The sequence below is a fragment of the Streptomyces sp. NPDC002032 genome (assembly GCF_042890765.1).
GTDB lineage: Bacteria > Actinomycetota > Actinomycetes > Streptomycetales > Streptomycetaceae > Streptomyces.
Genome location: NZ_JBIASM010000002.1, coordinates 446,883 through 473,510, shown reverse-complemented (window position 1 = coordinate 473,510; position 26,628 = coordinate 446,883). Strand labels below are relative to the sequence as shown.

Annotated in this window: 24 protein-coding genes; 9 read left to right on the top strand and 15 right to left on the bottom strand. The window is 73.4% G+C overall.

Annotation, left to right across the window (positions count from 1 at the left end; all coding sequences use genetic code 11):
• Nucleotides 1-807, bottom strand: a complete 807-nt coding sequence (locus ACFYYT_RS06300; RefSeq protein WP_351822274.1) for a nuclease-related domain-containing protein — start codon at nt 805-807, stop codon at nt 1-3.
• A 184-nt stretch (nt 808-991) separates the two neighbouring features.
• On the opposite strand from ACFYYT_RS06300, the gene ACFYYT_RS06295 reads away from it, so the two are divergent.
• From ACFYYT_RS06295 to ACFYYT_RS06285, 3 genes are all read left to right on the top strand, one after another.
• Entirely contained in the window at nt 992-1,639 is a 648-nt protein-coding gene (locus ACFYYT_RS06295) for a hypothetical protein (RefSeq protein WP_351822271.1), read from the top strand.
• A gap of 238 nt (nt 1,640-1,877) precedes the next feature.
• On the top strand, nt 1,878-2,654 hold the full coding sequence (locus tag ACFYYT_RS06290; protein WP_351822268.1) for a hypothetical protein: 777 nt from the start codon (nt 1,878-1,880) through the stop codon (nt 2,652-2,654).
• On the top strand, nt 2,651-3,883 hold the full coding sequence (locus ACFYYT_RS06285) for a HAMP domain-containing sensor histidine kinase (protein WP_351822265.1): 1,233 nt from the start codon (nt 2,651-2,653) through the stop codon (nt 3,881-3,883). The genes ACFYYT_RS06290 and ACFYYT_RS06285 overlap by 4 nt, the downstream gene beginning before the upstream one ends.
• 319 nt (nt 3,884-4,202) lie before the next feature.
• Here the strand turns inward: ACFYYT_RS06285 and ACFYYT_RS06280 are convergent, their stop codons facing one another.
• The 3 genes from ACFYYT_RS06280 to ACFYYT_RS06270 are packed head-to-tail and all read right to left on the bottom strand — an operon-like array spanning nt 4,203 to nt 6,147.
• Entirely contained in the window at nt 4,203-4,469 is a 267-nt protein-coding gene (locus ACFYYT_RS06280; RefSeq protein WP_351822262.1) for a hypothetical protein, read from the bottom strand.
• A 10-nt stretch (nt 4,470-4,479) separates the two neighbouring features.
• Nucleotides 4,480-5,193 (bottom strand): helix-turn-helix domain-containing protein, encoded by a 714-nt coding sequence (locus tag ACFYYT_RS06275; protein ID WP_351822259.1) that lies wholly within the window; start codon nt 5,191-5,193, stop codon nt 4,480-4,482.
• A gap of 24 nt (nt 5,194-5,217) precedes the next feature.
• Complete coding sequence (locus ACFYYT_RS06270; protein WP_351822256.1) at nt 5,218-6,147, bottom strand: diiron oxygenase; 930 nt, start codon at nt 6,145-6,147, stop codon at nt 5,218-5,220.
• A gap of 160 nt (nt 6,148-6,307) precedes the next feature.
• Between ACFYYT_RS06270 and ACFYYT_RS06265 the strand changes: the two genes are divergently transcribed.
• A complete protein-coding gene (locus ACFYYT_RS06265) occupies nt 6,308-7,429 on the top strand; it encodes a ferritin-like domain-containing protein (RefSeq protein WP_351822253.1) in 1,122 nt (373 codons plus the stop codon).
• Between the two features lie 77 nt (nt 7,430-7,506).
• Here ACFYYT_RS06265 and ACFYYT_RS06260 read toward each other — a convergent pair whose 3' ends face one another.
• Together ACFYYT_RS06260 and ACFYYT_RS06255 are read right to left on the bottom strand one after the other, a co-directional pair.
• Complete coding sequence (locus ACFYYT_RS06260) at nt 7,507-8,982, bottom strand: penicillin-binding transpeptidase domain-containing protein (protein WP_351822250.1); 1,476 nt, start codon at nt 8,980-8,982, stop codon at nt 7,507-7,509.
• Nucleotides 8,979-10,349 carry an FtsW/RodA/SpoVE family cell cycle protein gene (locus ACFYYT_RS06255; protein ID WP_351822247.1) on the bottom strand — a complete coding sequence of 457 codons (1,371 nt, stop codon included), beginning with the start codon at nt 10,347-10,349 and terminating at the stop codon, nt 8,979-8,981. The genes ACFYYT_RS06260 and ACFYYT_RS06255 overlap by 4 nt, the downstream gene beginning before the upstream one ends.
• A 97-nt stretch (nt 10,350-10,446) precedes the next feature.
• On the opposite strand from ACFYYT_RS06255, the gene ACFYYT_RS06250 reads away from it, so the two are divergent.
• Together ACFYYT_RS06250 and ACFYYT_RS06245 are read left to right on the top strand one after the other, a co-directional pair.
• Nucleotides 10,447-10,836, top strand: a complete 390-nt coding sequence (locus ACFYYT_RS06250) for a DUF6325 family protein (RefSeq protein WP_351822244.1) — start codon at nt 10,447-10,449, stop codon at nt 10,834-10,836.
• Nucleotides 10,836-11,219, top strand: a complete 384-nt coding sequence (locus ACFYYT_RS06245; RefSeq protein ID WP_351822241.1) for a hypothetical protein — start codon at nt 10,836-10,838, stop codon at nt 11,217-11,219. Before ACFYYT_RS06250 ends, ACFYYT_RS06245 begins: the two co-directional genes overlap by 1 nt.
• A 473-nt stretch (nt 11,220-11,692) precedes the next feature.
• Here ACFYYT_RS06245 and ACFYYT_RS06240 read toward each other — a convergent pair whose 3' ends face one another.
• Nucleotides 11,693-12,160: an NUDIX domain-containing protein gene (locus ACFYYT_RS06240; protein WP_351822238.1), complete on the bottom strand. Its 468-nt coding sequence runs from the start codon at nt 12,158-12,160 to the stop codon at nt 11,693-11,695.
• Nucleotides 12,147-12,908, bottom strand: coding sequence for a DUF5919 domain-containing protein (locus ACFYYT_RS06235; RefSeq protein WP_351822235.1), 762 nt, complete (start codon nt 12,906-12,908; stop codon nt 12,147-12,149). Before ACFYYT_RS06235 ends, ACFYYT_RS06240 begins: the two co-directional genes overlap by 14 nt.
• Nucleotides 12,909-14,055: 1,147 nt before the next feature.
• Here ACFYYT_RS06235 and ACFYYT_RS06230 point away from each other — a divergent pair.
• Nucleotides 14,056-15,204, top strand: coding sequence for a C40 family peptidase (locus ACFYYT_RS06230; RefSeq protein ID WP_351819448.1), 1,149 nt, complete (start codon nt 14,056-14,058; stop codon nt 15,202-15,204).
• On the opposite strand, the gene ACFYYT_RS06225 is transcribed toward ACFYYT_RS06230, so the two are convergent.
• The 5 genes from ACFYYT_RS06225 to ACFYYT_RS06205 form a co-directional block, all read right to left on the bottom strand.
• Nucleotides 15,141-16,415 carry a styrene monooxygenase/indole monooxygenase family protein gene (locus ACFYYT_RS06225; protein ID WP_351819451.1) on the bottom strand — a complete coding sequence of 425 codons (1,275 nt, stop codon included), beginning with the start codon at nt 16,413-16,415 and terminating at the stop codon, nt 15,141-15,143. The genes ACFYYT_RS06230 and ACFYYT_RS06225 overlap by 64 nt on opposite strands.
• 39 nt (nt 16,416-16,454) lie before the next feature.
• Entirely contained in the window at nt 16,455-17,048 is a 594-nt protein-coding gene (locus tag ACFYYT_RS06220) for an ATP/GTP-binding protein (protein ID WP_351819622.1), read from the bottom strand.
• Between the two features lie 94 nt (nt 17,049-17,142).
• Entirely contained in the window at nt 17,143-17,526 is a 384-nt protein-coding gene (locus ACFYYT_RS06215) for a DUF742 domain-containing protein (RefSeq protein WP_351819454.1), read from the bottom strand.
• Entirely contained in the window at nt 17,523-18,002 is a 480-nt protein-coding gene (locus tag ACFYYT_RS06210; RefSeq protein ID WP_351819457.1) for a roadblock/LC7 domain-containing protein, read from the bottom strand. Before ACFYYT_RS06210 ends, ACFYYT_RS06215 begins: the two co-directional genes overlap by 4 nt.
• Nucleotides 17,999-21,250: a nitrate- and nitrite sensing domain-containing protein gene (locus tag ACFYYT_RS06205; RefSeq protein ID WP_351819460.1), complete on the bottom strand. Its 3,252-nt coding sequence runs from the start codon at nt 21,248-21,250 to the stop codon at nt 17,999-18,001. Before ACFYYT_RS06205 ends, ACFYYT_RS06210 begins: the two co-directional genes overlap by 4 nt.
• Nucleotides 21,251-21,627: 377 nt before the next feature.
• On the opposite strand from ACFYYT_RS06205, the gene ACFYYT_RS06200 reads away from it, so the two are divergent.
• Entirely contained in the window at nt 21,628-22,401 is a 774-nt protein-coding gene (locus tag ACFYYT_RS06200; RefSeq protein ID WP_351819463.1) for a hypothetical protein, read from the top strand.
• Nucleotides 22,402-22,499: 98 nt separating this feature from the next.
• Here ACFYYT_RS06200 and ACFYYT_RS06195 read toward each other — a convergent pair whose 3' ends face one another.
• Nucleotides 22,500-22,940, bottom strand: a complete 441-nt coding sequence (locus ACFYYT_RS06195) for a MarR family transcriptional regulator (RefSeq protein WP_351819466.1) — start codon at nt 22,938-22,940, stop codon at nt 22,500-22,502.
• A gap of 147 nt (nt 22,941-23,087) precedes the next feature.
• Complete coding sequence (gene lon, locus ACFYYT_RS06190; protein WP_351819469.1) at nt 23,088-25,484, bottom strand: endopeptidase La; 2,397 nt, start codon at nt 25,482-25,484, stop codon at nt 23,088-23,090.
• Between the two features lie 245 nt (nt 25,485-25,729).
• Between lon and ACFYYT_RS06185 the strand changes: the two genes are divergently transcribed.
• Nucleotides 25,730-26,587, top strand: a complete 858-nt coding sequence (locus ACFYYT_RS06185) for an SDR family NAD(P)-dependent oxidoreductase (protein WP_351819472.1) — start codon at nt 25,730-25,732, stop codon at nt 26,585-26,587.
• Nucleotides 26,588-26,628: the final 41 nt, after the last annotated feature.

The following is a 26,628-nucleotide window of genomic DNA, read 5'->3' as shown; positions in this document are numbered from 1 at the left end:
TCAGCCGCCCCACCAGGTGGGGTGGGTGCGGGCCAGGGTGAAGAGGGCTTCGATGTCGGGGGGTTTGAGGGTCACCGGGGCTGCCGTGAGGGTGGCGGCGGCGGTCGGCGGCTGGAGGACGAGGACGTCCCGGACCGTCGGCGCCACCTCGACGCGCGAGGCGTCGGCCAGCGCGAGCACCGGGGTCACCGGCGCGGTCAGCACCCGGGCCGCGTAGGCGGCCGCCCGGCGGATCCAGCGGGGGTCCGGGGTGGGTTCGCCGCGGCCCACCGTCAGCAGCAGGTCGCCGACCCGGGCGCGTTGGCGGCGGCCCGGGACCGTACGGACGACGAGGATGCCCGGCGGGCCGATGAGCAGGTGGTCCAGCAGCCCGAGGCCGGGCAGCGGAATGTCGTGCAGGGCCCGCCAGTGCGCCTCCGACTCCTCCAGGAGGTCCAGCTCGGCCCCCATCCGTTCCCGGGCCTGGAGTTCCTGCCGCATCCGGTGCCGGGTCCGGCTGCCGGGCGATCCGTACGCGAGCTCGCCGAGCAGCCGTTCGCCGGGGCGGTTCGGCGCCAGGTCCTGGTCGGGCCGCAGGGCGAGCCGGCGCAGGTCGGCGGCGGTGGGGACGGGGGGCGGCCCGATGGTCCACCCGCCGCTCAGGTACGGGCGCAGGGCCGCCAGTACCGCCTCGCGCCGGTCGTCCGCGAGGACGCTGATCCGGTTGGTCCGCCGGTCGTACCAGGCCACCGCCCGGCCGTCCGGCCGGTTGACGTAGAGCCTGCCCCGGCCGGGCCGGCCGCTGGGCACCACCTTGAGTCCGCGCATCGGCCTCACCCCCGCCGTCCATGGGAGCAGCCGGGACCGTCCACGGCAATCCCTCGGTTGTGTAACAGCTCCGTCGGCTCCTTGCCGCCTTGCTGTTACACGTCCACCGCCGTACTGCAACGGCCGGGCCCTACGTTGGTGCCGCCCGGGACCGCCGGGACCCCTCCCGTACCGAAGGATTCCCGTGAGTACCGTCAGCCGCCGCTCAGCCGTTCGCGCCGCCGCCGTGACCGCCTGTGCGGCCGGCGTGCTGGCGCTGCCCGCGGGCGCGGCGTTCGCCGACGGGGTGCCGGCCGCCTCCGGCACGCAGCGGACGCTGCTCAAGAGCCTCTCCCTGGCGGACGGCCTCTCGACGGCGAAGGTGTACCGGGTCGCGAAGGACGCGTACCAGGCCGAGATCCAGCGTGCGGGCGCCACCGTGGCGACGCTGAACAGCCGGGACGGCTTCACCGGCTTCGGCACCACCGGCGAGCTGCACACCGCGCTGCGGCCCGACGGGCGGCTGTCCTCCTGGGTCGGGGAGACCCTTCCGGAGGGCGGCTCGCACGCGGTGGCGGGCGACGGGTACAAGACCGGGACCCGGCACGGGGGCGGAGCGCCCGGTGCCGGTGACTCCGGCGCGGGCGGTGGGCGGGTGCTGCCCGCCACCGTGGAGGGCGGCGGGCACGAAGGGGCCAAGGGCACCGGGACCGTACGGGCCCTGCGGCTGCACGCCCTCGCCGAGGGGCCGGGCGAGGGCGTGCTGCTGCTCGCCGCGGGCGGCGGAATCGCGGCCGTCGGAGCGGCCGGGCTGGGCTTCGCGATGCTGCGGCGCGGGCGCACCGAGGGCTGACCGGGCCGGGGCGGTGGCGGGCCTGGCCGCCTGGTCGTTCGGGCGACCCGGCTGGTCGTGGGGCTGACCCGACCGGCCGCGGGGCTTGGGCCCTGGGTGCGGGTGCGGGTGCGGGTGTGGGTGTGGGTGCCGCCGGTGGGTGCCGGGTGTCCGGTGAACGGACGCGGCGGCAAAAAGGGCGTTTCTCTGCATAAAGTTGACGGATTCGACCGTATGTCATGCAGAGGAGGCCTTCACCGTGCGAAACCGACCGTTCCGCTCGGGTGCCGCCCTGCTCCTGGCGCTGCTGCCGCTGCCCCTGCTGGCGGGGTGCGGGGACCCCGGGGGGCTGTCCGCCGCCGGGCCGACCCCGACCGCGAACGGCCCCGTACACCTGTGGCCGGAGCGCAAGGGTGCCGACGTACCGCCCGCCGATCCGGGGGGCGCGCCACCCGTCTACGTACAGGGTCTGCCGAAGGTTCCCGATCAGAACGTGCACGATGTCGACCCGGTGGCCCTGCTCCAGGCGGAACTGCGGGCCCATCCCGGGGCCGTGACCGGACCGGACGGGATGCCCGCGGAGACGGCCGACGCGATCAGGGACTGCGGAACGGCGCGGGAGGAACCGGGGAAGTGCCCGGTGCGCAAGCCGTACTACCGGGACCTCACCGGGAACGGCAAGGACGAGGTCGTGGTGGGCGTCGACTTCCCCGACAAGATGATGTCCGTACGGGTCTACACGGCGGACGCCGACGGACGGCTCAACCGGATCATGGCGACCACCCAGACCGTCATCTCGGTGGAGCTGGCCGGGCAGGACGTGATCCTGCGGGTACCGAGCGGGAACCCGGGCTACGAGCTGATCACCGCCTGGTCCTGGGACCCGAAGCAGAAGACGATGCTGCCGGAGAGGGAGCAGGTCGTACGGGTACCGGCGCGGCCGCGGGCCTCGGCGGGGGCCGGGGCCGGCGCCGACGCCGGGGAGGAGAGCGGGGCCGGGGCCGGTGCGGCGGCCGGTGCGGGGGGCGCGCCGTGAGGCGGGTGCTGCCCGCGTGGACGGCGTCGCTGACCTGGAAGTCGGCGTGCTTCATCGTGGTGATGTGCTGCTCGCTGGCGGCGGTGGTGGGCGCGCTCGTCCACGTCGAGGTGACCCGGCAGACCGTCGCGACCGCCCGCGACAAGGCACTGAACAGACTGAACGACGCCGCCCTCGCGTACGAGGACGGCGAGGACCTGCCGCGCGGCGCCGGCCTCGATCCGGCGGGGCTGCCGCCGCAGCTGCGGGCGCTCGCGGTGAGCGGACAGCGCGGGACGCTCGTCGGGGAGTTCCGCGGGCGGCCCCTGATGTGGGCGGCGGCTCCGGCGGACGGCCGGGCGCTGGCCACCGCCGTCGACTACGGGCAGAGCGCCCGCACGATCCGGGGCCTGGACAACGCGATCATCGGCTCCTCGCTGCTGGCGCTCGGCGGGACCCTGCTGGTGGGGGCCTTCGCCGTGAGCCGGGTGACGCGGCGGCTCCAGCAGACGGCGGCGGTCGCCCGGCGGATCACCGGCGGTGACCTCGACGCGCGGGTCGGCGATCCGCGCACGAAGGACCCCTCGCGGCACCAGGACGAGGTCTCGACGGTCGCGGGGGCGCTGGACACGATGGCGACGACCCTCCAGGCGAAGCTGCTGAGCGAGCAGCGGTTCACCGCCGATGTCGCGCACGAGCTGCGCACCCCGTTGACCGGGCTGCAGGCGGCCTCGGAGCTGCTGCCGGAGGGGCGGCCGACGGAGCTGGTGCGGGAGCGGGTGGGCACGATGCGGCAGCTGACGGAGGACCTGCTGGAGATCTCCCGGCTGGACTCCGGGAGCGAGCGGGTGGACACCGACCTGCACCAGCTGGCGCGGCTGGCGCACCGGGTGGTGCGGGCGTCGGGGACGGACACGGAGGTGCGCGTCCTGCGGGACGCGCACGTGGAGACGGACCGGCGGCGGCTGGAGAGGGTGCTGGGGAACCTGGTCGCGAACGCCCACAAGCACGGGCGGGGGCCGGTGGTGGTGACGGTGGACGGGCCGGTGGTGACGGTACGGGACCACGGCGACGGGTTCCCGGACTACCTCCTGGCCCATGGGCCGCAGCGGTTCCGCAGCGGCGGCAAGGGGCACGGGCTGGGGCTGACCATCGCGGTGGGGCAGGCGGCGGCGATCGGGGCGGAGCTGGAGTTCCGGGGGGCGGAGGGGGGCGGGGCGCTGGCGGTGCTGACCCTGCCCGTGCCCTAGCCGGGCGGGGGGCGGGGGCGTGGGGCGGGGCCGGGCGGGGCCGGCGCCGGGCGGGGCCGGGGTGGGCCGGGCTGCGGGGGCGGCCGGGGCGGGGGTGGGGTGTCGTCCGGGGCGGGCTTCGATGTTCGGCGCCCTGGGGTGGTCGGGACGGCGGGCGGGACATCGCGCCGAAGTCATCTCGTTTTAGCCCCGGACGACACCCCACCCCGGCCCCGGCCTTGGGTGACCGCCTGGTGTGCCGGCCCCGGTTTTGGGTGACTGCCGGGTGGGGTGACTGCCGGGTGGGCCGGGCCCGGTCTGGGGTGGGTGCCGGGTGGGGCTATGGCTTGGGTTTGGTCCAGGGCCAGCGGGGCCTTGGCTTTTCGCCCGTCGGGGAGAAGGTGTACTTCCAGCCCTTCTGGAGGCCCAGCCGCTTCGAGTAGCCCGCCGGGACCCGCTCGTACAGCAGGACCGTCGGGGGCCCGCCGTCCGGGGCGGGGACGGGGATCTCGTACCACTTCGGCGGGTGGCCGGTCGGGCCGAGGAGGATCGGGAGGATCCTGCCGTCCATCGGGCCGCCCTCGAAGGGGGTCGCTTCGCTTCTCACCCCACCAGTGTCACAGCAGGTGCGCGGCCTCGGAGACCACGGGGATCACGCGCCGGGCGAGTACGCCGACGGGGCCGTCCGCCGACTCCAGGGCCAGCGCGGCCCGGGCGGCCGCCGCCGTTTCGGGGTCGGTGGCGGCGGTGGCGGTGAGCAGGGCGACGAACTGGTCCAGCAGCCAGTCGCGCAGCTCGCCGGCCTCGGGCTGCCTGCCCTCGTCGATCCAGATCAGCGAGGCGGCCTCGACCGCCGTGATCCAGGTGCGGACCATCATCCGCAGCCGGGGGCCGGGGCTCGGGGTGCCGAGGTGGAAGAGGATCTGTTCGGCCGCCGCGCGGCGGATCCCGTCGACCGTCGCCGTGGTGCGGGAGGTCTCGACGACGCTGCCGCCCTGGAGGAGGGCGGAGAAGCCGGTGTGGTGCTCGTCGACGAAGGCCAGGTAGCGGTCCAGGGCCCGGGAGAGCCGCCGGGTGAGGGGGCCGTGCTGGGGCTCGGCGAAGCAGAGTTCGAGGACGTCGGCGGCGGAGCGCAGGGCGGCCTCGTAGAGCTGCTGCTTGCCGCCGGGGAAGTAGCGGTAGACGAGCGGGCGCGAGACACCGGCGGCCTCCGCGACGTCGTCGAGGGAGACCTCCTCCGGGGCCCGGTGCGCGAACAGCGACAGGGCCGCGTCGAGGAGTTGGGCCCGCCGCTCCTCGACGCTCAGCCTGCGGTACGCGCGTACGGTCATGCACGCAGGGTAGACGACGCCCCCTCAGGCCAGCAGGCCCGAGCTCTTCCACAGCCGGCGGCCCACCCCGCGCAGGACGCCGATGTCGTCCAGGAAGTCGGTGAGCCGCTTGGCGCCCGTCTGCATCACCTCGCGGCGGTGGCCGCTGGCGCGGACCTGGGCTACGGCCTCGTGGCGGTCCAGCCCGATGTTGTCGTAGACCTGCGGGTTGACGAAGGCGAGCGAGAAGACGCGGGCGGCCTCCCCGCAGCTGATCCGGGTGAGTTCCTGCTCCCAGCGCGGGGCCGTCAGCATCTGGCGGCGCAGTTCCTCGCGGGCGTAGCGGACGTGCCGGGCCTCTTCGATGACGTGGATGCGGGTGACGCCGCGCACCAGCGGCTGGATCCGCTCGTCCGGGAAGGTGAGGCGCTGCATCCAGTCGAGGATCTCCTCGCCGAGGAGGGTGCAGGCGAAGGAGCCGGGGGTGGTGGAGACCGTCTTGAGGATGCGGGCGAGGTTGTGGTTGACCCGGGAGACGGGGTAGGCGGGGGTGCCGCTCTCGCGGATCATGCGGGCGAACATCATCGAGTGACGGCACTCGTCGGCGATCTCGGTGAGCGCGTAGCGGACGTGATTGCTGGTCAGCGACTTGTCGTAGATGTGCCGGACCAGCAGCTGCATGAGGATGATCTCGAACCAGATGCCGAGCGAGCCGAGGGCCGCGGCCTCGTGGCGGGAGAGGTCGATGCGCTGCTCCTCCCCCATCTTCTTCCACAGCGGGGTGTCGTAGAGGGAGAGCAGCTCGGGCGGCCAGTAGTACTTGCCGTCGATCGGCGGGGCGTCCCAGTCGAGTTCGGTGTCGGGGTCGAAGGAGTGCTTCGCGGAGGATTCCAGCAGTCGTTCGGCGATCTGCTCGCGGTCCTTGAGCGGGCCGAGGGCGTCCCTCAGCGCGGCTCGCTGCGTCACGGTCGTCATGGCTTCGGGCACCTCTTGGTCGGGTTACCTGCGGTCACCTCTTATGAGACTGCTTGTCAGCAAGGTCGTCAATCCCTCGCGCACGACTTGTTGACCCCGCGTCTACCACCGTGTGACGCTGCCAACCACCGAGTCCCGTAAGGCAGTCGAGGAGGCGTCAGTGTCGACGCACGAGCTCTACACCACATCCCCGGGCGAGGGCGTATGGCAGGTCCCCGCCTCCGGCGCGGCCCGCTTCAGCTGGGAGTACGACGGAGGCCGCGAACGGCTCCTCGCGCTCTACCAGAAGGGCAAGGACAAGCAGTGGGACGGTGCCAAGCGCATCGACTGGGGCATCGAAGTGGACCCGTACGACCCGCTCGGCACGCCCGACGACGTCCTCACGCTGTACGGGACCCGGTACTGGGCCAAGATGACCGACCGGGACAAGGGCGAACTGCGCCGCCACTACAGCGCCTGGAACTTCAGCCAGTTCCTGCACGGCGAGCAGGGCGCGATGGTGTGCGCGGCACGCATCGTGGAGTCGGTGCCGGACCTGGACGCGAAGTTCTACTCCGCCACCCAGACCATGGACGAGGCCCGGCACGCCGAGGTCTTCGGGCGCTTCCTGCACGAGAAGGTCGGGATGCTCTACCCGGTCAACGACAGCCTCCGGGGCCTGCTCGGCGACACCCTGCGCGACTCCCGCTGGGACATGCCGTACCTGGGCATGCAGGTGCTCATCGAGGGGCTGGCGCTGGCCGCGTTCGGGATGATCCGCGATACGACGGACAAGCCGCTGCCCAAGCAGATCCTGGCGTACGTCATGCAGGACGAGGCCCGGCACGTGGCCTTCGGGCGGATGGCGCTGCGGGACTACTACAAGCAGCTCACGGACGCCGAACTGCGTGAACGCGAGGAGTTCGTGATCGAGGGCTGCTACCTGATGCGCGACCGGCTGCGCGGGGTGGAGGTGCTGGAGAACTTCGGGATCCCGAGGCGGGAGGCGGAGGAGTTCAGCGAGCGCTCGGAGTTCCTGCACCTGTTCCGCAGACTGCTGTTCAGCCGGATCGTGCCGTGCGTCAAGGACATCGGGCTGTGGGGTGCGCGGCTCCAGAAGGCCTATCTGGACATGGGGGTCTTCGAGATGGGCGACTCCAGTCTCGATCTGCTGATGAGCCAGGACGAGGAGATCGCCGAGGCCCTCGACCGCGAACGCTTCGCCGCGGAGGAGCGGGAGCGGGCGGCGGAGGTGGCGGACGTGATCCGGGAGGGGGCCGGTGGCGGGGAGGGACCGGTTTAGGGCGGGTCCGGGGCTGGGACGCCGGCCGGCGGGAGCGGGTACCGGCTTGGGGGGGGCGGCTCGCGGGGGCGGATCCGTCAGCGCGGCTGTCGCGGCGGGCCCGCCAGGGCGGCCTGCATCACCGCGCGGGCGATCGGGGCCGCCGCGCCGTTGCCGCTGATGTCGCCGCGGACCGCCGAGGCGTCCTCGACCACCACCGCCACCGCCACCGCCGCCTGCGGGGCCTGCCGGGCGCGGGCCCAGGAGATGAACCAGGCGTACGGGGTGCCCGCGTTGCCGACGCCGTGCTGGGCCGTGCCGGTCTTGCCGCCGACGACCGCGCCGGGGATCGCCGCGTTGCGGCCGGTGCCGTTCTCCACGACCCTGACCATCAGCTCCTGCATCAGCAACGCCGTGGGCGGGCTCATGGCGCGGCTGAAGGTGTGCTCGGCGGTACGGCGGACCCGGGAGCCGTCCTCCTGGGTGGTGCCCTCGACCAGGTACGGGGTCTTGAGCTCGCCGCCGTTGGCGACCGCCGCGGCCACCATCGCCATCTGGAGCGGGGTCGCCCTGGTGTTGAACTGCCCGATCGAGGAGAGCGCCAGCTGGTCGGGGCTCATGTCGGTGTCGAAGTTCGACCGCGACACCCAGGAGGGCACGCGCAGCCCCGCGTCGTTGAAGCCGAAGCGGTCCGCCGCCGCGACCATCCGGCGCAGGCCGACCTGTACCCCGATCTTCGCCATCACCGTGTTGCAGGAGAACTGCACCGCCTCCGCCATGGAGGCGTCCTGGCAGCCCGTGCCCGCGTTCGGCAGCAGGGTGCTGGTGCCGGGGAGCGGGTAGGGGTCGGGGGTCTGGGTGGGGGCGTCGGCGTCGGTGACCACGCCCGCGTCGAGGGCGGCGGCGGCCGTCACGATCTTGAAGGTGGAGCCGGGCGGGTACGTCTCGCGCAGCGCCCGGTTGAGCATCGGCTTGGCGGGGTCCGCGTTCAGCCGCTGCCAGGCCGCCTTGACCTTCGCACCGGTCCCGGAGAGCAGGCCCGGGTCGTAGGAGGGGCTGCTGACCAGGGCCAGGATCCGGCCCGTCGCCGGTTCCACGGCGGCGACGGCCCCGCGCTTGCCGCCGAGCCCCCGGTAGGCGGCCCGCTGCACGGCGGCGCGCAGGGTGGTCACGGCGTCGCCGCCGCCGGGGCGGCCGCGGGAGAGCTCGTACCAGAGGGGAAAGGCGGAGAGCCCCGGGTCGGTGCCGGACAGTACGGCGTCCTCGGCGCGCTCGACGAAGCTGGTCCCGTACGTCTGGGAGGAGAAGCCGGTGACGGGCGCGTAGAGGGGGCCGTCGGCGTACGTCCGCTCGTAGCGCAGGAGCTGGCCGCTGTCCCGGGAGCCGGTGACCGGTCTGCCGTCGACGAGGATGTCCCCGCGCGGTTCGGCGTAGCGCGCGACGGCGGGCCGCTTGTTGGCGGGGTTGGCCCCGTAGGCGGCGGCCTCCCAGACCTGCACCCGGCCCACGTTGACCAGCAGGGCCACGAGCAGCAGCGCGCAGAAGTACGCGCACCAGCGGATGTAGCGGATCACGCGGCGGCCTCCTCGGCGGGGCGGGGGCGGCGGGCGTTGTCGCTGAGCCGGACCAGCAGCGCGACGATGATCCAGTTGGTGACGACGGAGGAGCCGCCCTGGGCGAGGAAGGGCATGGCCATGCCGGTCAGCGGGATCAGGCCGGTCACCCCGCCCGCGATGACGAAGACCTGGAGGGCGACGATCGAGGCCAGCCCGGTGGCGAGCAGCCGCCCGAAGGGATCGCGCAGCGCGAGCGCGGCGCCGAAGCCCCGGGACACGAGGAGCCCGTAGAGGATCAGGATCGCGGCGAGGCCGGCGAGGCCGAGCTCCTCGCCGGCGGTGGCGAGGACGAAGTCGGATTTCGCGGCGAAGCCGATGAGGAAGGACTGGCCGTGGCCGAGGCCGGAGCCGAGGAGGCCGCCGGCGGCGAAGGCGAAGAGGGACTGGGCGAGTTGGCCGGGTCCGTCGCCGCGCTCGATGGAGGCGAAAGGATTCAGCCAGTCGTCCACGCGGCCGTGCACGTGCGGTTCGAAGGTCCCGACGGCGTACGCGCCGAGCGCGGCCAGGAGCAGCCCGATGGCGATCCAGCCGATCCGGCCGGTGGCCGTGAACAGCATGATCACGAACAGGCCGAAGAAGAGGAGCGAGGTCCCGAGGTCCCGCTCCAGGACCAGCACCCCCACGCTGAGCAGCCAGATCGCCAGGATCGGACCGAGGACGCGGCCGGGCAGCAGGCGCAGCTTCCAGAAGAGCCGGCGGCCGGTGAGGGCGAGGGCGGTGCGGTTCGCGGCGAGGTAGGCGGCGAAGAACACCGCGAAGAGGATCTTGGCGAACTCCCCCGGCTGGAAGGAGAGACCGGCGAACCGGATCCAGATGTGGGCGCCGTTGACGGCCGGGAAGAAGACCGGGACCAGCATCAGGGCGAGCGCGACCGTGACGGAGAGGTACGCGTACTTCTGGAGCGCCCGGTGGTCGCGCAGCCCGGCCACGACCAGGACGAAGAGGGCCACCCCGAGCGCCGACCAGCGCAGCTGGTCGCCCGCGCCGCTCTCGCCGGGGGTGGCGAGGTCGAGGCGCTGGATCAGGACCAGGCCGAGGCCGTTGAGCAGTACGGCGATCGGCAGCAGGAGGGGGTCGGCGTAGGGGGCCCGGAACCGGACGGCGAGGTGCGCGAGCAGCGCCGCGCCGCCGAGGCCCGCGGCGTACCGGGCGGCGGGGCGGGGGGTGTGGCCGCTGTCCGCTAGGCCGACGTAGAGGTGGCCGAGCACGGAGATCAGGACCGCGCCGGCGAGCAGTGTCAGCTCGATGCCACGGCGCTTGGCGGCGCGGACATCGGGGGGCGGGGGCGGAGCGGGCTCCGTCACCTTCGCCGTCAGAGCGGTCATATGGGGAAACGTAGCAAGGCTGGGGCAGGTATGTCCGGTTATGTCATAGTGTGCCGAAGAGTCGTCAGAAACGGTCAGGAGTAGGGAGCCCCGGCTCATGGGACCAGTGGAATTCATCGTCCTCGCCTTCCCGGAGGAGCAGCTACGGGTCCCGGCGGTCGAGGCCGTGATGGGCCTGCGCAAGACCGGGGTGGTCCGGCTGATCGACGGCCTCGTCACGACGAAGACGGCCTCGGGCGAGGTGAGCGCGGCGGAGTTCGACGAGTACGTGGAGCTGCGCGGCCTGCTGGCGGGCCGCGACGTGGCCCGGCTGATCGGGCCCGAGGACGTGCGGGAGGCCGCCGAACTGCTGGAACGGGGCAGCTGCGCGCTGCTCCTGGTGGTCGAGCACGTCTGGGCGCAGGACGCGGCGGTCGCCGTACGGGCGGCGGGCGGCCGGATCGTAGGCTCGGTCCGGATCCCGGCGGAACGGGTGGAGGTGGCGTGATGTTCATCCGGCCGGTGGGCGTGACGGTGTCGGCGGCCACCCGCCCGGCGGGCCACCCGCTGCTGCGCGGCCTGCTGCGGCGGGCGGCCGGTGCGGCGGAGTGGGCGACGCCGGAGGGTGCGGCGGAGGAACTGGAAGCGGCGCTGGACGCCGCGGCCCCGGAGGAGGAACCCTTCGGCCGGCCGGTGGCGCCCCCGGCGGCACCGGAACCGCCCGCGGCACCGGAGCCCGAGCCCCCGACCCCGGCGAAGCCCCCCTCACCCCCACCCGCGCCCCCGGCCACCCTGGCGGCGGAGCTGACCCAACTCGCCGACCTGACCACCCAGGGCCTCCTGACCCCGGAGGAGTTCACCCTGGCCAAGGCCCGCCTGCTGCGACCCTGAACGCGGCTCCGGGTGGCCGGGTCTCAGCTGATCGGCCTCAGGGAGGGTTTGGTGGTCTCCCGTCAGTCTCATCGTCCTTCCGTGTCGTGCCGGTCCCTCAAGGGCGCTCCTTCGTCGCGTCGCTTCGCGATGGCCTTCGGCCACCCTTGACCGACCGTCCCGCCACGGAAAAACGAAGACTGCCGGGAAACCCCCAAAAGAACGTTCACGGGGCACGACTGACAGTCCTGTCCTCGTCAGGGAGCCAAGACCCCCACCCCCAAGGCCTGGGGCGACCCGACATCCAGCCCTCCCAGCCCACGTTCGGGGCCAGGGGCAGCCAGACCACACCAAACAGCGACCAGAACAACCGGGCGGGACATCCGGCGCGTCAGATCGCTACGCGCTTCTCCCGGCATAGCGTCCGCCGGCCGTCTTGGGCTGGACATAGACGACCGCTGCGGCTCCTGGGTGAGCGGGTGGAAACCGGGCAGTCAGCGGATGGCTGGGCCCTGGTCGGCTCGCCAGTCGTTGATGCGCTTGCGGATGCTCGGCACCATCGGGAGGCCGTCCGTTGCCTCGGGTGTGAACCAGGCGACCTCGGACGACTCGTCCGATGCCCGCAAGGTTCCGCCGGTGGGCCTGGCCAGGAGACAGATGGAGAACTCCTGTCGCACCTCGCCGTCGTCGTACGCGAACACGTGGCCCGGATTCGTGTAGGTGCCGACGATGCCCGTGATCTCGACGATGATCCCGGTCTCCTCAAGGGTTTCCCGGACAGCGCAGTCGCCGATGGACTCGCCCAGTTCCATTTTGCCGCCGGGCAGGGCCCACATTCCGTTGTCGGTACGGCGCTGCAACAGGATCCGCCCCTCCGCATCCACCACGACGGCGGAAGCCGCAGGCACCAGGCTGTTCGCCTCCGGCGCCCCGGGGTCGTCCTCATAGTCACGCCTGGCCATCGCCACTCGCCTCCCTGATGTCGCGGCCCCGGCTCCACAACTCCTCGACATGTGCAGCGAACCGGTCGAACATGCCGTCTGACTGGCGTCGCCGGAGATGCATCATCGGGGAATCGTGCCCGATCTTGCGGGCCAAGATCGGTGTCACGATCATCTCGTCGTCGAACCGAAAGACCGACAGGTTCACATGACCGGTCTCAAGGCGCCCCTCAATGCCGGTGACATCCCGCAGCTTCGCCAGCTCGCTCAACGTCACGGCGATCCGGGTCGATAGCGTCAGGGGAACGCCCTCTTCGGCTTCTCTGGCCGTAGTGACGGGGCTGTCCGGGTCGCCTACGAGGAACCGAACGCGGCAGCCGCTCTGCGCTTTACGGCGCAGGGCGCCGCCCAAGTTGGCTTGTTCGAGCCACAGGAAGTAATTGGTGTATCCCGCGAATACCAGCTCGCGTTGTGCCTTCGTCACCAGCGAGCGCCATAGGCTGGCTGGTGCTGCCGAGCGATAGGGAAAGACCTGCACTATCTCCCGGTCCGGCCCGGTGGCGAACGCGGCGCTGATTGCGTTGGGCCACATGTTTCCCTCCTCCTCCCCTAACGCTTCGCAGACCGCCCACCGATGGCGGGCGTGCGGGACACGATTGGGCTCGGTGATCCACCGCCCCACCGTCTTCGCGTCGACCCCGCAGTGCTCTGCGAGCTGTTTCTCGGTCATCTTGGCAGCCGCCATCGCACGACGCAGTGCGTGGTTCACAGTCCGCTCCGTGGGTTCTTGGGAACGGAACAGACCGTAGTGGTGAAGCGTCCCGAACGTCCTGCGAACGGTGTAGTAACGCCCTGACGTGCGAGCCAGCCTGAGCCATGGACTTGTGGGAGCGGCCGACGCTCCGTCCACTGCGAGAAAGCGGTGCAGGCGCATGGTGAGGAAAAAGACGGAGCCGGCACGGTGGCACGAGGCGCCGCTATCGCTCCCCTTGAGGGAGCTCCAGACGACGCCCGAGCCGGTGGCCGACTGCCCGGAATGTGTCCGGCTGGACCTGCTCCGAGCCTCTGCGGTCACCGAAACCTACGTGGACCGCTCACTCATCACCGACTGCAACATTCTGCTCAGGATGCACGGGACGGGTCACTGATGGACATGCAGACGTGGCGGGACGGTCATGCGCGAGCGACGAATGCCGCCGAGTCGATCCGAACGGTTCTCACCGCCCTGGGGGTGCCCGAATCCGCTTGGAGCGGCTTGCGCCCCACGGTGACACGCTCAGGCCATCCCTACGTCCACCTGGGCCAACTCCCTGCCGAGGTGATCGAGCATCTCGCCGAACTGCTTCGGTCCGCCCACAGCACGTCGTGAGCCGCAGCAGTCTTCTATGTCCAGCCCCAGACGGCCGGCGGACGCTATGCGGGAGAAGCGTGTAGCGATCTGATGCGCCAGATGTCCCGCCCGGTTGTTCTGGTCGCTGTTTGGTGTGTGGCTGGCCGCCCCCGGCCCGGAATGCGAGGCGCACGGGCCGGATGTCGGGTCCGCCCAGGCCTCATGGGCGGGGGCCTCGGCTCCCTGAGAAGGATCGGTCAGGCTCACTGCCCCGTGAACGTTCTTTTGGGGGTTTCCCGGCAGTCTTCGTTTTTCCGGGGCGGGACGGTCGGTCAAGGGTGGCCGAAGGCCATCGCGAAGCGACGCGACGAAGGAGCGCCCTTGAGGGACCGGCACGACACGGAAGGACGATGAGACTGACGGGAGACCACCAAACCCTCCCTGATGCCGCTCCACTGAAACCCCGCCCCCCGGACCCCGCCCCGCCCCCCACCCCCCCCAACCGAGTGAGGCCGCCCTCGCGCCCGACGTGGTCGGGCGGGAACGGGGGCGGGGGCGTGGGAGATTGGGCGTGGAGGGTGATTAGATGACTAAACGACTGGTGTGGGCCGTTTGTCTTTCCGCCGTGATCGGCGTCGTCGCGCCGCCGCCGCCCGCCGCGCGGGCCGAGCCCGTCGGGGAGTTGCTGACGCGGCTCCAGGGGCTGTACCAGAAGGCCGAGGAGGCCAGTGAGGCCTACAACGCCACCGAGGTCGCCCTCAAGGCCCGGCAGGACGAGGAGCGGAGGCTGACCACCGAGCTCGGGCGGACCCGCAGCGCGCTCGGCGCCGAGAAGGCCATGGCCGGGCGGCTGGCCCGGGAGCAGTACCAGGGCACCCTCGGCCTGTCCCCGTACCTGCGGATGCTGCTCTCCGGCGACCCCCAGCAGGCCGTCGACCAGCGGCGGATCGCCGCCCGCCAGGGCGCCCGGCAGGCCGCGGCCGTGGCACGGCTGGAGCAGGGCGCGCAGCGGGCCGACGCCCTGGCCGCGGCGGCCCGCAAGGCGCTCGACGCGCAGCAGGGGCTCGCCGCCGAGCAGCAGCGGCAGCAGCGGGAGGTCTCGGGCCGGCTCAAGGAGGTGGAGCGGCTGCTGGCGGCGCTCACTCCCGAGGAGCTGGCCGGGCTGGGCCGGCGCGAGGCCGCCGTCACCGCCGGGGCGCAGCGGGAGCTGGTGGACTCCGGCCGGCTGCCCGCCCGTACGGGTACGCCGACGGCCGCGGGCGGTTCGGCGCTGCGGTACGCGACGGCGCAGATCGGCAAGCCGTACGTGTGGGGGGCGGAGGGCCCGGCCGCCTTCGACTGTTCCGGGCTGACCTCGCGGGCCTGGCAGCAGGCCGGGCGCGCCATCCCCCGGACCAGCCAGGAGCAGTGGGCGCAGCTGCCCCGGGTGCCGCTGGACCGGCTGCGGCCGGGGGATCTGGTGGTCTACTTCCCGAAGGCGACCCACGTGGCCCTGTACATCGGGGACGGCAAGGTGATCCAGGCCCCGCGTCCGGGCGCCACCGTCAAGGTGTCGCCGATCGCCGCGAACCCGCTGCTGGGGGCGGTGCGGCCGGATCCGGACGGGGTGCCGCTGGCGGAGTTCACCCCGCCGCCGCTGCCCGAGGGCGCGACGGCGGGGGACGACACCGGCTACTCCTCGGAAGAGGCGGACGGCGGCGGGGACGGCAGGGACGACGCGACCTCGGCGAGGTAGTCGGCCGCGTCCTCGGGGTCGTAGAAGTAGCCGTCGAAGTCGGCCGGGTTGTCGAAGCCGTTGGCGAAACGGTCCGCCACCGGCTGGAGCTGCCCGGCCGCGCCGATCAGGTTCAGCACGTGCTCCGGCGGGACGCCGAGCATGGCGTTGCTCCACTCGGTCACCGGCTTGCCGGTCGTGAACCAGTACTTGTCGAAGGTGGCCTTCATCCACGCCTCGTCGAACGGTTCATCCCCGTGCATCAGGATCGAGGACAGGTACGAGGCCGCGCACTTGGCCGCCGCGTTCGAACCCTGCCCGGTGATCGGGTCGTTCGCGACGACCACGTCACCGACGCCCAGGACCAGTCCCCCGCCGGGCAGGCGGCCGACCGGGTTGCGGACCACCGGCGCGTACCGGCCGGCGAGGGTGGCGCCCGCGTCCGTCAGCTCGACGTTCTTCGCCCGGGCGTACTCCCAGGGCGTGAACTTCTCCATCAGCTCCAGCGTGAGCGCGAGGTGCTCGGCCGGGCCGCTCACGCCCCGGAACACGTCGATCGGGCCGCCCGGGACGCCCTCCCAGAACAGGATGTCCGCGCGGCCCGAGGTGGTGAGGGTGGGCATCACGAACAGTTCGCCGGCCCCCGGGACCAGGTTGCAGCGCACGGCCTCGGTGTCGGGGTGTTCGGGGCGCGGCCCGAGCCCGTGGACGTAGCTGACGGCGAGGGCGCGCTGCGGGGCGTCGTACGGGGAGCGGGCGGCGTTCCGCTCGAACATGGAGACCAGCTCGCCCTTGCCCGCGGCGACCAGCACCAGGTCGTAGGTGCGGGAGAAGAAGTCGAGGTCGGCGACGGACGCGCCGTGGATGACCAGCTGGCCGCCGCGCTGCGTGAAGGCGTCGAGCCAGCCGGACATCTTCAGGCGCTGGTCGACGGACTGGGCGTGGCCCTTGAGCCGGCCGAGCCAGTCGACGGGGCGGGAGGAGTCGGGGGCGGCGACCGAGACGCCGACCCCCTGGATCCGGGGGGCCTGGCGCTCCCAGAAGTTCAGTCCGAGGTCACGCTCGTGCTGGAGCGCCGTGTCGAACATGCACTGCGTGGACATGACCCGGCCGGTGCGGATCTCCTCCGCCGTCCGGTTGGACATGAGGGTGACCTCGTAGCCCTTCGCCTGGAGGCCGAGGGCGAGCTGGAGGCCGGACTGGCCGGCCCCCACGACAAGTATCCTGCGCATCTGACGATCTCAATCTGCGGAGTCCGCGGGGCGGTTGGGCTATTCGGGGGTGGCGTCCAGCGCGTGGCCCACCAGGGTCAGCAGGGATTCGACGACCGTGTCCCGGCGCCGCGCGTCCATGATCACCACGGGCACCCCGGGCGGGATGGTGAGCGCCTCGCGGACGTCCTCCACCTCGTACGGGCGCGAGCCCTCGAAGTGGTTGACGGCAACCGCGTAGGGGAGCCCGCAGCTCTCGAAGTAGTCGAGGGCGGGGAAGCAGTCCCGCAGCCGGCGCGTGTCGGCCAGGACGAGCCCGCCGATGGCGCCGCGCACCAGGTCGTCCCACATGAACCAGAACCGCTCCTGGCCCGGGGTCCCGTACACGTACAGCACGAGGTCGTCGGCGAGGGTGATGCGGCCGAAGTCCATGGCGACGGTCGTGGTGCTCTTGTCCGGGGTGCCGGAGAGGTCGTCGGTGGAGGCGCCGGCCTGGGTCATCACCGCCTCGGTGCGCAGCGGGGCGATCTCGGAGACGGAGGCCACGAAGGTGGTCTTGCCGACGCCGAAGCCGCCCGCGACCAGCACCTTGACGGCGACGGGCGCGCGCGAGCGGTCGTACTGCCAGGGCTGGGCGGGCTCGTCGGACGGCAGGACGGCGGCCGGGGCGAAACCGGCGCCCGGACCGGGAACGGCCCCCGGCGCAGTCCCCGGAGCAGCCCCCGGGACGGCCTCCGAGGCGGACCGGTCAGAGACGGCGGAGCCCACTGAGCACCCTTTCCAGCAGCGCGCGTTCGGGCCGGCCGGCGCCGTGCCCGCCGGCGTACACGCGGATCCGGCCCTGGTCGGCGAGGTCGCTGACGAGGACCCGGACCACGCCCAGCGGCAGCTTCAGCAGGGCGGCCACCTCGGCGATGGTCCGCATCCGGCGGCAGACCTCGACGATGGCCCGCATCTCGGGCGTGCGGTCCGGCGTCCTGGCCGGGCCGGTGTCGAGGGCGGCGACGAAGGTCTCGACCAGCAGCACCTGCGTGAAGCGGGTGCGGCCGCCCGTGAGGGAGTACGGGCGGACGCGGGCGGGGCGTCGGTCGGCGCCGCGTATCGGCAGCCGGTCGGAGGCCGTACTCCTCACGGGGTCTTCTCCATCGACTGGCGCAGCTCGCTGCGGACTTCGGGGGTCAGGACGTGTCCGGCGCGGCCGACGAACAGGGCCATGTGGTAGGCGACGACGCCCATGTCGCAGTCGGGCGTGGCGTGCACGCCGAGCAGCGAGCCGTCGCTGATGGACATGACGAAGACGGAACCGTTCTCCATCGCCACCATCGTCTGCTTGACGTGGCCGAACTCCATGAGGGCGGCCGCGCCCGTGGTGAGGCTGCCGAGCCCGGAGACGATGGTCGCGAGGTCGGCGGAGGCGCCGCGGGGGCCCTTGGGCCGGTCACCTCCCCGCGCGGACTCCCCCGCCGGGGCGGAGGAGAGCAGCAGCAGCCCGTCCGAGGAGACGACGGCCACGGAGTTGACCCCGGGCACCTCCTCCACCAGGTCGGTCAGCAGCCACTGCAGGTTGCGGGCCTGGGTGCTCAGTCCGTACGTACTGGGCGCGGTCATGTGCGAGCCTCCTGTGCGGTGTCCCCCTGGTCGGTGTGTCCCCGCCCCTGCCCCAGGTCCTGCGCGAGCTCGGCGGCGGCCACGCGCCGCCCGTCCTGGGCGCCCTGGTAGAAGCCGCCGAGGCGGCGGCGCAGCTCGTCGGCGTCGACCCGGCGCGGCTCGGGGCGGGCCGCGGCGGGGCGTCCGGCGGCGGGGCCGGGGACGGATCGGGGGGTGCGCTTGGGCAGGCCCTTGCCGGTGACGGGGGCCGCCGCGGGAGCGGTGTCCGCGTCGTGGCCGGGGTGGCTGCCCTGGCGGGGCACGAAGCCGTCCTCGGCGTCGGCGGTGCGCAGGTGGGCCGTGGGCTCCGCGTCGGGGGCGGCGGCGGTGCGCGTGGGCGCGAGCAGCGACAGTCCCTCGTCGTGTACGGAGACCACCGGTGCGGCGTCCGGCCCCCCGGCGGGCTCCCCGGGCGCGGGGTCAGCCACCGTGGGCGCCCCGCCGTCGGCGTCGGCGGCGCCCCGTGCGAGGGGCTCCTGCCCGGCACCGGTCCCGGCGCCGGCTCGGCCGGTGTCCGGGGTCACGGTGAAGGCCTGCTCGGCGGACGGCGGCCGCGCGTCCTCGAAGCCCTCCGCCTGGGGCACGACCCGGGCCAGCAGCTCCTCGGCCGGGGTCTCGGCGAAGGGGTCGGCGGACACGGTGAAGACCTGGTCGGCGGGGGGCGGCGGGGCGTCCTCGAAGGCCTCGCCCAGCGGCACCACCCGCGCGGCGGCGGCGGACTCGGCGGCGGCGGACTCGGGGGCGGCGGGGCCGGCCAGGTCGGGGCCGCCCTCGGGGGCCGCGTACGCGCCGGCGGCGGGATCGGCGTACCCGTACGCCCCGGCTTCGTCCCGGGCGTCGCCGTGGGTCTCCGCCGCGGAGCCCGCCGTCACAGCACCCTCACCCACAGGGGCCACGTCCACACCGGCCTCGTCCGCACCGGCCACGTCCGCACCGGTCTCACCCGCGAGGCTCTCGTCCACCTCGGCCTCGTCCGCCGGGCCCTGCGGCTCCGGGTCGAAGGCCTCGGCCAGGGTGACCACGCGGGCCGGGGCGTCCGGTTCCACGGGGTCCTGGCCGGCGGCGGCGTCCGTGTCCGCGTCCTGCTCGGGGCGCGGCCTGGGCGGGAGGGTGTTCTCGTTGGCCTCGGCGACCACCCCGGGCAGCAGGAGCGCGGGCGCGCCCGGCGAGGCCAGGGTGTGCACCGGGGAGAGCGGCGGGGCACTGGGCAGCAGGGACGCCGGTACGACGACCAGTGCCTCGGTGCCGCCGTGCCGCGGGGCGCGCAGTTCGGCCGTCACGCCGTGGCGCCCGGCGAGGCGCCCGGCGACGTACAGGCCGAGGCCCAGGCCGTGTTCGGCCTCGGGCTCCTCGTCGTAGGCCTCGGGGGTGGACAGGCGCAGGTTGAGCGCGGCGAGCCGGTCGCCGGTGACGCCGATGCCCTCGTCGAGGACGGACAGCACCACGTCGCCGGAGTCGTGGAGCCGGCCGGTGACCTTCACCTTGACCTCGGGCGGGGAGAACGTGGTGGCGTTCTCCAGGAGTTCGGCGAGGACGTGCGAGATGTCGTCGGCGGCGTGGCCGGCGATCTGGATGCCGCCGGGGAGGGTGGCGAGGTCGACGCGCTCGTAGCGCTCGATCTCGCTGACGGCGGCGCGCACGACGTCGACCAGCGGCACCGGCTGGCTCTGCCCGTGGCCGTGTTCCTGTCCGGCGAGGACCAGCTGGTTCTCGTTGTGGCGGCGCATCACGGTCGCCAGGTGGTCCAGCTTGAAGAGGGTGGCGAGCCGGTCGGGATCGCCCTCCTTGGACTCCAGCTCCTCGATGACGGTGAGCTGGCGCTCGACCAGGCCGAGGGTGCGCCGCGAGAGCGAGACCGAGGTGGCCGACATGACGCGCCGGTGTTCTTCCAGCCCGGCGCGCAGTTCCTTCAGTTCCGTCTCCAGGGCCTGGCGGCCGGTGGAGAGGGCTTCGGCGCGGCCGATGAGGCGGCGGCGGTCGGCGTCGAGTCCGGCGATCTTGGTGTGCAGGGAGACCGTCTGGTCCCGTACGGCGTTGAGGTGGCGGACGACCTCGGCGAACTCGTCGTTGCGGCCGGTGAAGCGGACCGGTTCGACCGAGCCCTCGGCCGTGGTCAGCCGCTCGGCGCCGCGGCGCAGGACCGACAACGGCCGGGTCAGCGAGCGGGCGATGGCGGTGGAGAAGCCGATGACGAAGAGGAAGAGCAGGCCGAGCCCGGCGACGACCAGTTCGAGGCGGGTCACGTCGTCGTCGCGCAGGGTGGCGAGGGCGGTGGCCCGCTGCCCGGCGAGGGTGGACTCCACCGAGCGCATGCGGTCGAGCCGGGCGGTGAGGGCGGCGCCCACGGCTCCGGCGTCGGCCTTGCGGTCGGCCGGGGTGAGGGTGGGCCGGTCGGTGAGCCGCTTGAGGTGGTCCTCGGCGGTCTTGACCTCGGGGCCGGTGACGGTGACGGCGAGGGTCTGCCGTACGTCGGGGCGGGCCGCGCGGTTGAAGTCGTCCAGCGCGGCCTGTTCCCGGACCCGGGAACGCTGTGCGGCGGTGGTGAGTTCGTCGGCGACGGCGGAGTTCGGGAGCTGCTCGCCGCGGGGGACGGCCAGCGCGGCGAGCAGCAGTCCGCGGGTGGCGGAGGCCTGGTCGACGGCCTGGCCCAGGGGGGCCATGGGCCGGGTGACGGCGAGGGCGGCCTCCGCGCGGGGCGGGGTGAGTTCGGCGAGCCGGTCGCCGGGCGCGAGGAGTTCGGCGATGAGGCCGGAGTAGGCCTGGTGGGCGGCGAGGGCGGTGCCCTTGCCGTCGACGGCCTCGGCGCGGACGCCCTTGATCCGGCCGAGGGCGCGGGTGACGTCCCCGTCGGCCTCGGGCTGGAGCTCGGCCATCTGGCGGTCGGTGCGCGCGGTGCGCTCGTCGACGGCCGCCTTGGCGCTGGCGGGCCGGCCCTTCGCCGCGTACTCGGCGACGGCGTCGCGCTCGTCACCGAGGAGGTGGGCGAGGGTGAGGGCGTGCTGCGTCTGTTCCGCGAGGGTGACCAGGCGCTGGGAGTCGTTCAGTTCCCTGCTGGCGGAGACCACGGCGGGGGCGCCGGCCGCGAGGACGGTGAGTCCGGCGACGGCCACTCCGACCACCAGCCTGCTGCGGACGCGGACGCGCCGTCCTGCGTTGGCGGGTCCGTCGGCGCTGGCGGTGCCGTTCTTCCGAGACCGCTTCTTCTGCACCGGTGCTCGCAATCCTGTACGTGTGCTCGTGCTCGTCTACTCGTGTGGCCGAGGTAACGGCCGGTCAACAAGTAAACGCCCCCTGCCCCCTCGTACCGCCTCAGACCTTCGCAGTGTGTTGGGAGGAGAGCCGCACATCGCCCACCCGGCCACTCGAAGGAGTGAACATCACAGAGGAGTGGCCGACCAACTCGGGCACCCCGTGTCAGGGGGCGTCCGTGGACGGGCGGTTGAAAGATCCAGCCGGGCTTTGGCAGTATGCCCGCCCACATCGGCGCGGGGCGGTGGGCCGCGGCGTCCGGGCGGCCGTCCGACACCGCCGGATATTGGTACAGACCTTCTGTCGTACGGGAGTTCCGCGCGGGCAGAATGTCCCCATGCGCATCGACCTGGCCTCGGCCCCCGGCGATCCGGAACGCCCCAACGAGGACTGGGTGTCGGCCTCGGCACCTGCGGCGGGCGGTGGCGTCCTGGTGGTCCTGGACGGGGTCACCCCGCCGCGCGGCGACGACGGCTGCGTGCACGGAGTGCCGTGGTTCTCGGCGCGGCTGGGCGGCCGATTGACCGAACTGTCCGGATCGCGGCGGGACATGCCGCTGGACCGGATCCTGGCGCGGGCCATCGGCGACACGGCCGACGCCCATCGCGGGACCTGTGACCTTTCTCACGTCCGGACCCCGCAGGCGACGGTCGTCGTGGTGCGCTGGGACGCGTCCCGCGTGGAGCACCTGGTGCTCTCGGACTCCGTGCTCCTGCTCCGCGCGCCCGGGGGCGACGTCACCGCCGTGCTGGACGACCGGCTGGACCGGATCCCGCGCGAGGTGCTCGGCTCGGTGGCCGCGACCGACGCGCTGCGCAACGCGGACGGGGGCTTCTTCACGGCGGCCGCCGATCCGGCCGTGGCGGCCCGGGCGGTCTCCGGGAGCACCCCGCGCGAGCGGGTCCGGGCGGTCGCGGCGCTGACGGACGGGGCGAGCCGCTGGACGGACACCTTCGGGGAGGGCGACTGGACGGCCTGCCTGGACGTGCTGCGCGAGGAGGGCGCCGCGGGGCTGATCGGGCGGGTGCGGGCCATCGAGTCCGATCCGCTGCGGCCGCCGGCCCGCCACAAGCGCCACGACGACGCCTCGGCGGTCTACGCGGAACTCTGAACCCGGGGGCTCCCCCGGCCGGGCCCCGACCGGGCGCGCGGCGGCGGCCCAACCCGGCGCACGGCGGCGGCCGGCCCGGCGCGCGGCGGCGCCCCGGCTCACTCCTCGCCGGAGTTCAGCTGGTTGAGCAGCCGGGCCAGTTCCGCCACTTCGCCCCGGTCCCAGTCGGCGAGCTTGCGCATGTACTGCTCGCGCCGGGCCCCCCGTACGCGCAGGAAACGGGCCCGGCCCTCCTCGGTGAGGCCGACGAGGAAGGCGCGGCCGTCGGCGGGGTCAGGCTCGCGGGCCACCAGGCCCAGCAGCTCCAGGGCGCGCAGCTGGCGGCTCATGGTGGCCTTGCCGACCCCGAAGTAGCCGGCCAGCTCGGTGGCCCGCTGGCGCCCGGCCGCCTCCAGCCGGACCAGCAGCCCGTACGCGGCGGGCTCCAGCTCGGGGTGCAGGGCCCGGGCCATCTCGCCGGAGGAGGCGCGGGCCCGCCGGAGGAAGACGGACAGTTCCCGCTCCAGGGCAAGGAACTCCTGGTCTTCGCTCCCGTGCACGTCCGGCTCCGCTCTCTGGTGGCTCAGGGGTGTCTCCGGGGGCCCGTACGGGCTCCCGGTGCGGGTTCAGTATTTCGCAGCGGGCGCGCCGACGGCCCGGGGCCCCGCCGAAGCGGGTCCCGGGCCGTGTGCCGTCCCGTTCGCAGGTCAGGCGGCCTTGGTGAAGGAGACCTCGGCGGCGGAGAGGGCCAGCTCCAGCACCTGGCGCACGTCCGTCACCGGGTGCACCTCCAGCGTCTCCAGCACCTCGGCCGGGACGTCGTCCAGATCGGCCTCGTTGCGCTTCGGGATGATCACGGTGGTCAGGCCCGCCCGGTGCGCGGCGAGCAGCTTCTGCTTGACCCCGCCGATGGGCAGCACCCGGCCGGTGAGGGAGACCTCGCCGGTCATGGCCACGTCGGTGCGGACCTGGCGGCCGGAGAGCAGCGAGGCGAGGGCCGTGGTCATCGTGATGCCCGCGCTGGGGCCGTCCTTGGGGACCGCTCCGGCGGGGAAGTGGATGTGCACGCCCCGGTCCTTGAGGTCGGCTACGGGCAGTTCCAGTTCGGCCCCGTGCGAGCGCAGGAAGCTCAGCGCGATCTGCGCCGACTCCTTCATGACGTCGCCCAGCTGGCCGGTGAGGGTGAGCCCGGCGGCCCCGGTCTCGGGGTCGGCGAGCGAGGCTTCGACGAAGAGGACGTCACCGCCCGCGCCGGTCACGGCGAGACCCGTGGCCACGCCGGGGACGGCGGTGCGCCGTTCGGCCGGGTCCTGGGCGGACTCGGGGACGTGGTGCGGGCGTCCGATCAGGGCGCGCAGGCCGTCGGCGCCGATGCGCAGCGGCAGCTCGGTCTCGCCCAGTTCGTGCTGCGAGGCCACCTTGCGCAGCAGCCGTGCGAGGGAGCGCTCCAGGGTGCGCACGCCCGCCTCGCGGGTGTACTCACCGGCGAGCCGGCGCAGGGCGTCCTCCTCCAGGACCACCTCGTCGGCGCCGAGTCCGGCGCGTTCCAGCTGCCGGGGCAGCAGGTGGTCGCGGGCGATGACGACCTTCTCGTCCTCGGTGTAGCCGTCGAGTCGGACGAGTTCCATGCGGTCGGCGAGGGCTTCGGGGATGGCTTCCAGGACGTTGGCGGTGGCCAGGAAGACGACGTCGCTGAGGTCCAGCTCCACCTCCAGGTAGTGGTCCCGGAAGGTGTGGTTCTGGGCCGGGTCCAGGACCTCCAGGAGGGCGGCCGCCGGGTCTCCGCGGAAGTCCGACCCGACCTTGTCGATCTCGTCGAGCAGGACGACGGGGTTCATGGAGCCGGCTTCCTTGATGGCCCGGACGATCCGGCCGGGCAGGGCGCCGACGTAGGTGCGGCGGTGGCCGCGGATCTCGGCCTCGTCGCGGACGCCGCCGAGGGCGACGCGGACGAACTTGCGGCCCATGGCGTGGGCCACGCTCTCGCCGAGGGAGGTCTTGCCGACGCCGGGGGGCCCGACGAGGGCCAGGACGGCTCCGCCGCGGCGGCCGCCGATGACGCCCATGCCCCGCTCGGAGCGGCGCTTGCGGACGGCGAGGTACTCGGTGATGCGGTCCTTGACGTCGCCGAGCCCGGCGTGTTCGGCGTCGAGGACGGCGCGGGCGCCGCGGATGTCGTACTCGTCCTCGGTGCGCTCGTTCCAGGGCAGCTCCAGCACGGTGTCGAGCCAGGTCCTGATCCAGGAGCCCTCGGGCGACTGGTCGCTGGAGCGTTCCAGCTTCTCGACCTCCTTGAGGGCGGCCTCGCGCACCTTCTCGGGCAGGTCGGCGGCCTCGACGCGGGCGCGGTAGTCGTCGGACTCCTCGCCGTCCTTCTCGCCGTTGATCTCGCGCAGCTCCTTGCGGACCGCTTCGAGCTGGCGGCGCAGCAGGAACTCGCGCTGCTGCTTGTCGACGCCGTCCTGGACGTCCTTGGCGATGGACTCGGCGACGTCCTGTTCGGCGAGGTGGTCGCTGAGCGCCTTGACGGCGAGCCTGAGGCGGGCGATCGGGTCGGCGGTCTCCAGCAGTTCGACCTTCTGGGCGACGCTCAGGAAGGGCGAGTACCCGGAGTTGTCGGCGAGGGCCGAGACCCCTTCGATCTGCTGGACCCGGTCCACGACCTGCCAGGCCCCGCGCTTCTTGAGCCAGCTGGTGGCGAGGGCCTTGTACTCCTTGACGAGCTCGGTGACGGCCCCGGGCAGCGGATCGGGCACCTGCTCGTCGACGGTCTCGCCCTCGACCCACAGCGCGGCGCCGGGGCCGGTGGTCCCGGCCCCGATGCGGACGCGGCCGCGGCCCCGGATGAGCGCGCCGGGATCCCCGTCGGAGAGCCGCCCGACCTGCTCGACGGTCCCCAGCACACCGGTGGCGGCGTACTTGCCGTCGACCCGCGGCACGAGCAGGACCCGGGGCTTGCCGTTCCCGGCCGCCGCCTGCGCCGCCTCCACCGCTCCGCGCACTTCGGCGTCGGACAGGTCCAGCGGTACGACCATCCCAGGCAGCACGACCTCGTCGTCGAGCGGCAGCACGGGCAGGGTGAGCGTTACGGACGTCGAAGCCATGATCTTCCCTCCGGCAGTGAAGTTGAGCTATGCCGACTCAATGCATGTGCGCCTCCCAATGTTCCCCACGGTCCGTTCGCCGGGGGCGAACACCCCTACCGGGGAGGGGCGGGGCGGCGGGCGGCGCCCGCCGGGGCGGGGAAGAGTAACGAGACGTTGCGTCTTGACCAGCCCGCCGGACCGGGGCAGACTGGACCCAGCCCACGAGACGGAACGTCTCGTCTCACCGATGACGGGAGCACCGCATGCGCACTTCAGCCGCCGACACCGGCCGCGTCTGGTTCATCACCGGCGCCAGCCGCGGCCTCGGGCGTGCCTTCGCCGACGCGGCACTGGCCGCCGGCGACCGCGTCGCCGTCGCCGCACGCACCGCCGGGCCGCTGGCGGAGCTCGCCGCCGCCCACCCCGGCCGGGTGCTGGCCCTCCCCCTGGACGTCACCGACCGGGACGCGGTCTTCGCGGCCGTCGCCGCGGCCGTCGGCCACTTCGGCCGGCTCGACGTCGTCGTCAACAACGCCGGGACGCTCACGATGGGCATGGTCGAGGAGTTCACCGAGGCCGAGGCCCGCGCCCAGCTGGACGTCAACTTCTTCGGGGCGCTGTGGGTGACCCAGGCCGTGCTGCCCGTCCTGCGCGGGCAGGGCGCGGGGCACCTCGTGCAGATCTCCAGCATCGGCGCGCTCGCCGGCTTCGCGAGCACCGGCCTCTACAGCGCGAGCAAGTGCGCCCTGGAGGGGATGAGCGAGGCCGCGGCCATGGAGGTCGCCGGCTTCGGGGTGAAGGTGAGCATCGTCCAGCCCGGGGGCTACTGGACCGACCTCTACGCGGCCATGGGCTCCACCACCCCCCGGGAGGCGTACGGTCCGCTGCGGGCCGAGCTGGAGGCGCAGTTCTCCGAGGGGTCCGTCGACAGCGACCCGGCGCTCGCCGCGCGGGCGCTGCTCGCGCTGGTCGACAGCGAGGAGCCGCCGCTGCGCCTGCTGCTCGGGAGCATGGTCTACGACCTGGCCTTCGACATCGCGCGGCGGCGGATGGAGACCTGGGCGGGCTGGGAGTCCGTCAGCCGCGCCGCGGAGGCGGCGGTGTCCGCCCCGCCGGCCTGAGGGCCGCGTCGGCCGCAGACGTGGCGGCCGCCCTCGTGGTG

Coding starts and splice junctions, on each gene's coding strand:
- ACFYYT_RS06210 (WP_351819457.1), bottom strand. CDS start 18,002: ATGACCGCGCCCAGTACGTACGGACTGAGCACCCAGGCCCGCAACCTG.
- ACFYYT_RS06200 (WP_351819463.1), top strand. CDS start 21,628: ATGCGCATCGACCTGGCCTCGGCCCCCGGCGATCCGGAACGCCCCAAC.
- ACFYYT_RS06250 (WP_351822244.1), top strand. CDS start 10,447: ATGGGACCAGTGGAATTCATCGTCCTCGCCTTCCCGGAGGAGCAGCTA.
- ACFYYT_RS06230 (WP_351819448.1), top strand. CDS start 14,056: ATGACTAAACGACTGGTGTGGGCCGTTTGTCTTTCCGCCGTGATCGGC.
- ACFYYT_RS06185 (WP_351819472.1), top strand. CDS start 25,730: ATGCGCACTTCAGCCGCCGACACCGGCCGCGTCTGGTTCATCACCGGC.
- ACFYYT_RS06270 (WP_351822256.1), bottom strand. CDS start 6,147: ATGACGACCGTGACGCAGCGAGCCGCGCTGAGGGACGCCCTCGGCCCG.
- ACFYYT_RS06300 (WP_351822274.1), bottom strand. CDS start 807: ATGCGCGGACTCAAGGTGGTGCCCAGCGGCCGGCCCGGCCGGGGCAGG.
- ACFYYT_RS06245 (WP_351822241.1), top strand. CDS start 10,836: ATGTTCATCCGGCCGGTGGGCGTGACGGTGTCGGCGGCCACCCGCCCG.
- ACFYYT_RS06225 (WP_351819451.1), bottom strand. CDS start 16,415: ATGCGCAGGATACTTGTCGTGGGGGCCGGCCAGTCCGGCCTCCAGCTC.
- ACFYYT_RS06255 (WP_351822247.1), bottom strand. CDS start 10,349: ATGACCGCTCTGACGGCGAAGGTGACGGAGCCCGCTCCGCCCCCGCCC.
- lon (WP_351819469.1), bottom strand. CDS start 25,484: ATGGCTTCGACGTCCGTAACGCTCACCCTGCCCGTGCTGCCGCTCGAC.
- ACFYYT_RS06240 (WP_351822238.1), bottom strand. CDS start 12,160: ATGGCCAGGCGTGACTATGAGGACGACCCCGGGGCGCCGGAGGCGAAC.
- ACFYYT_RS06275 (WP_351822259.1), bottom strand. CDS start 5,193: ATGACCGTACGCGCGTACCGCAGGCTGAGCGTCGAGGAGCGGCGGGCC.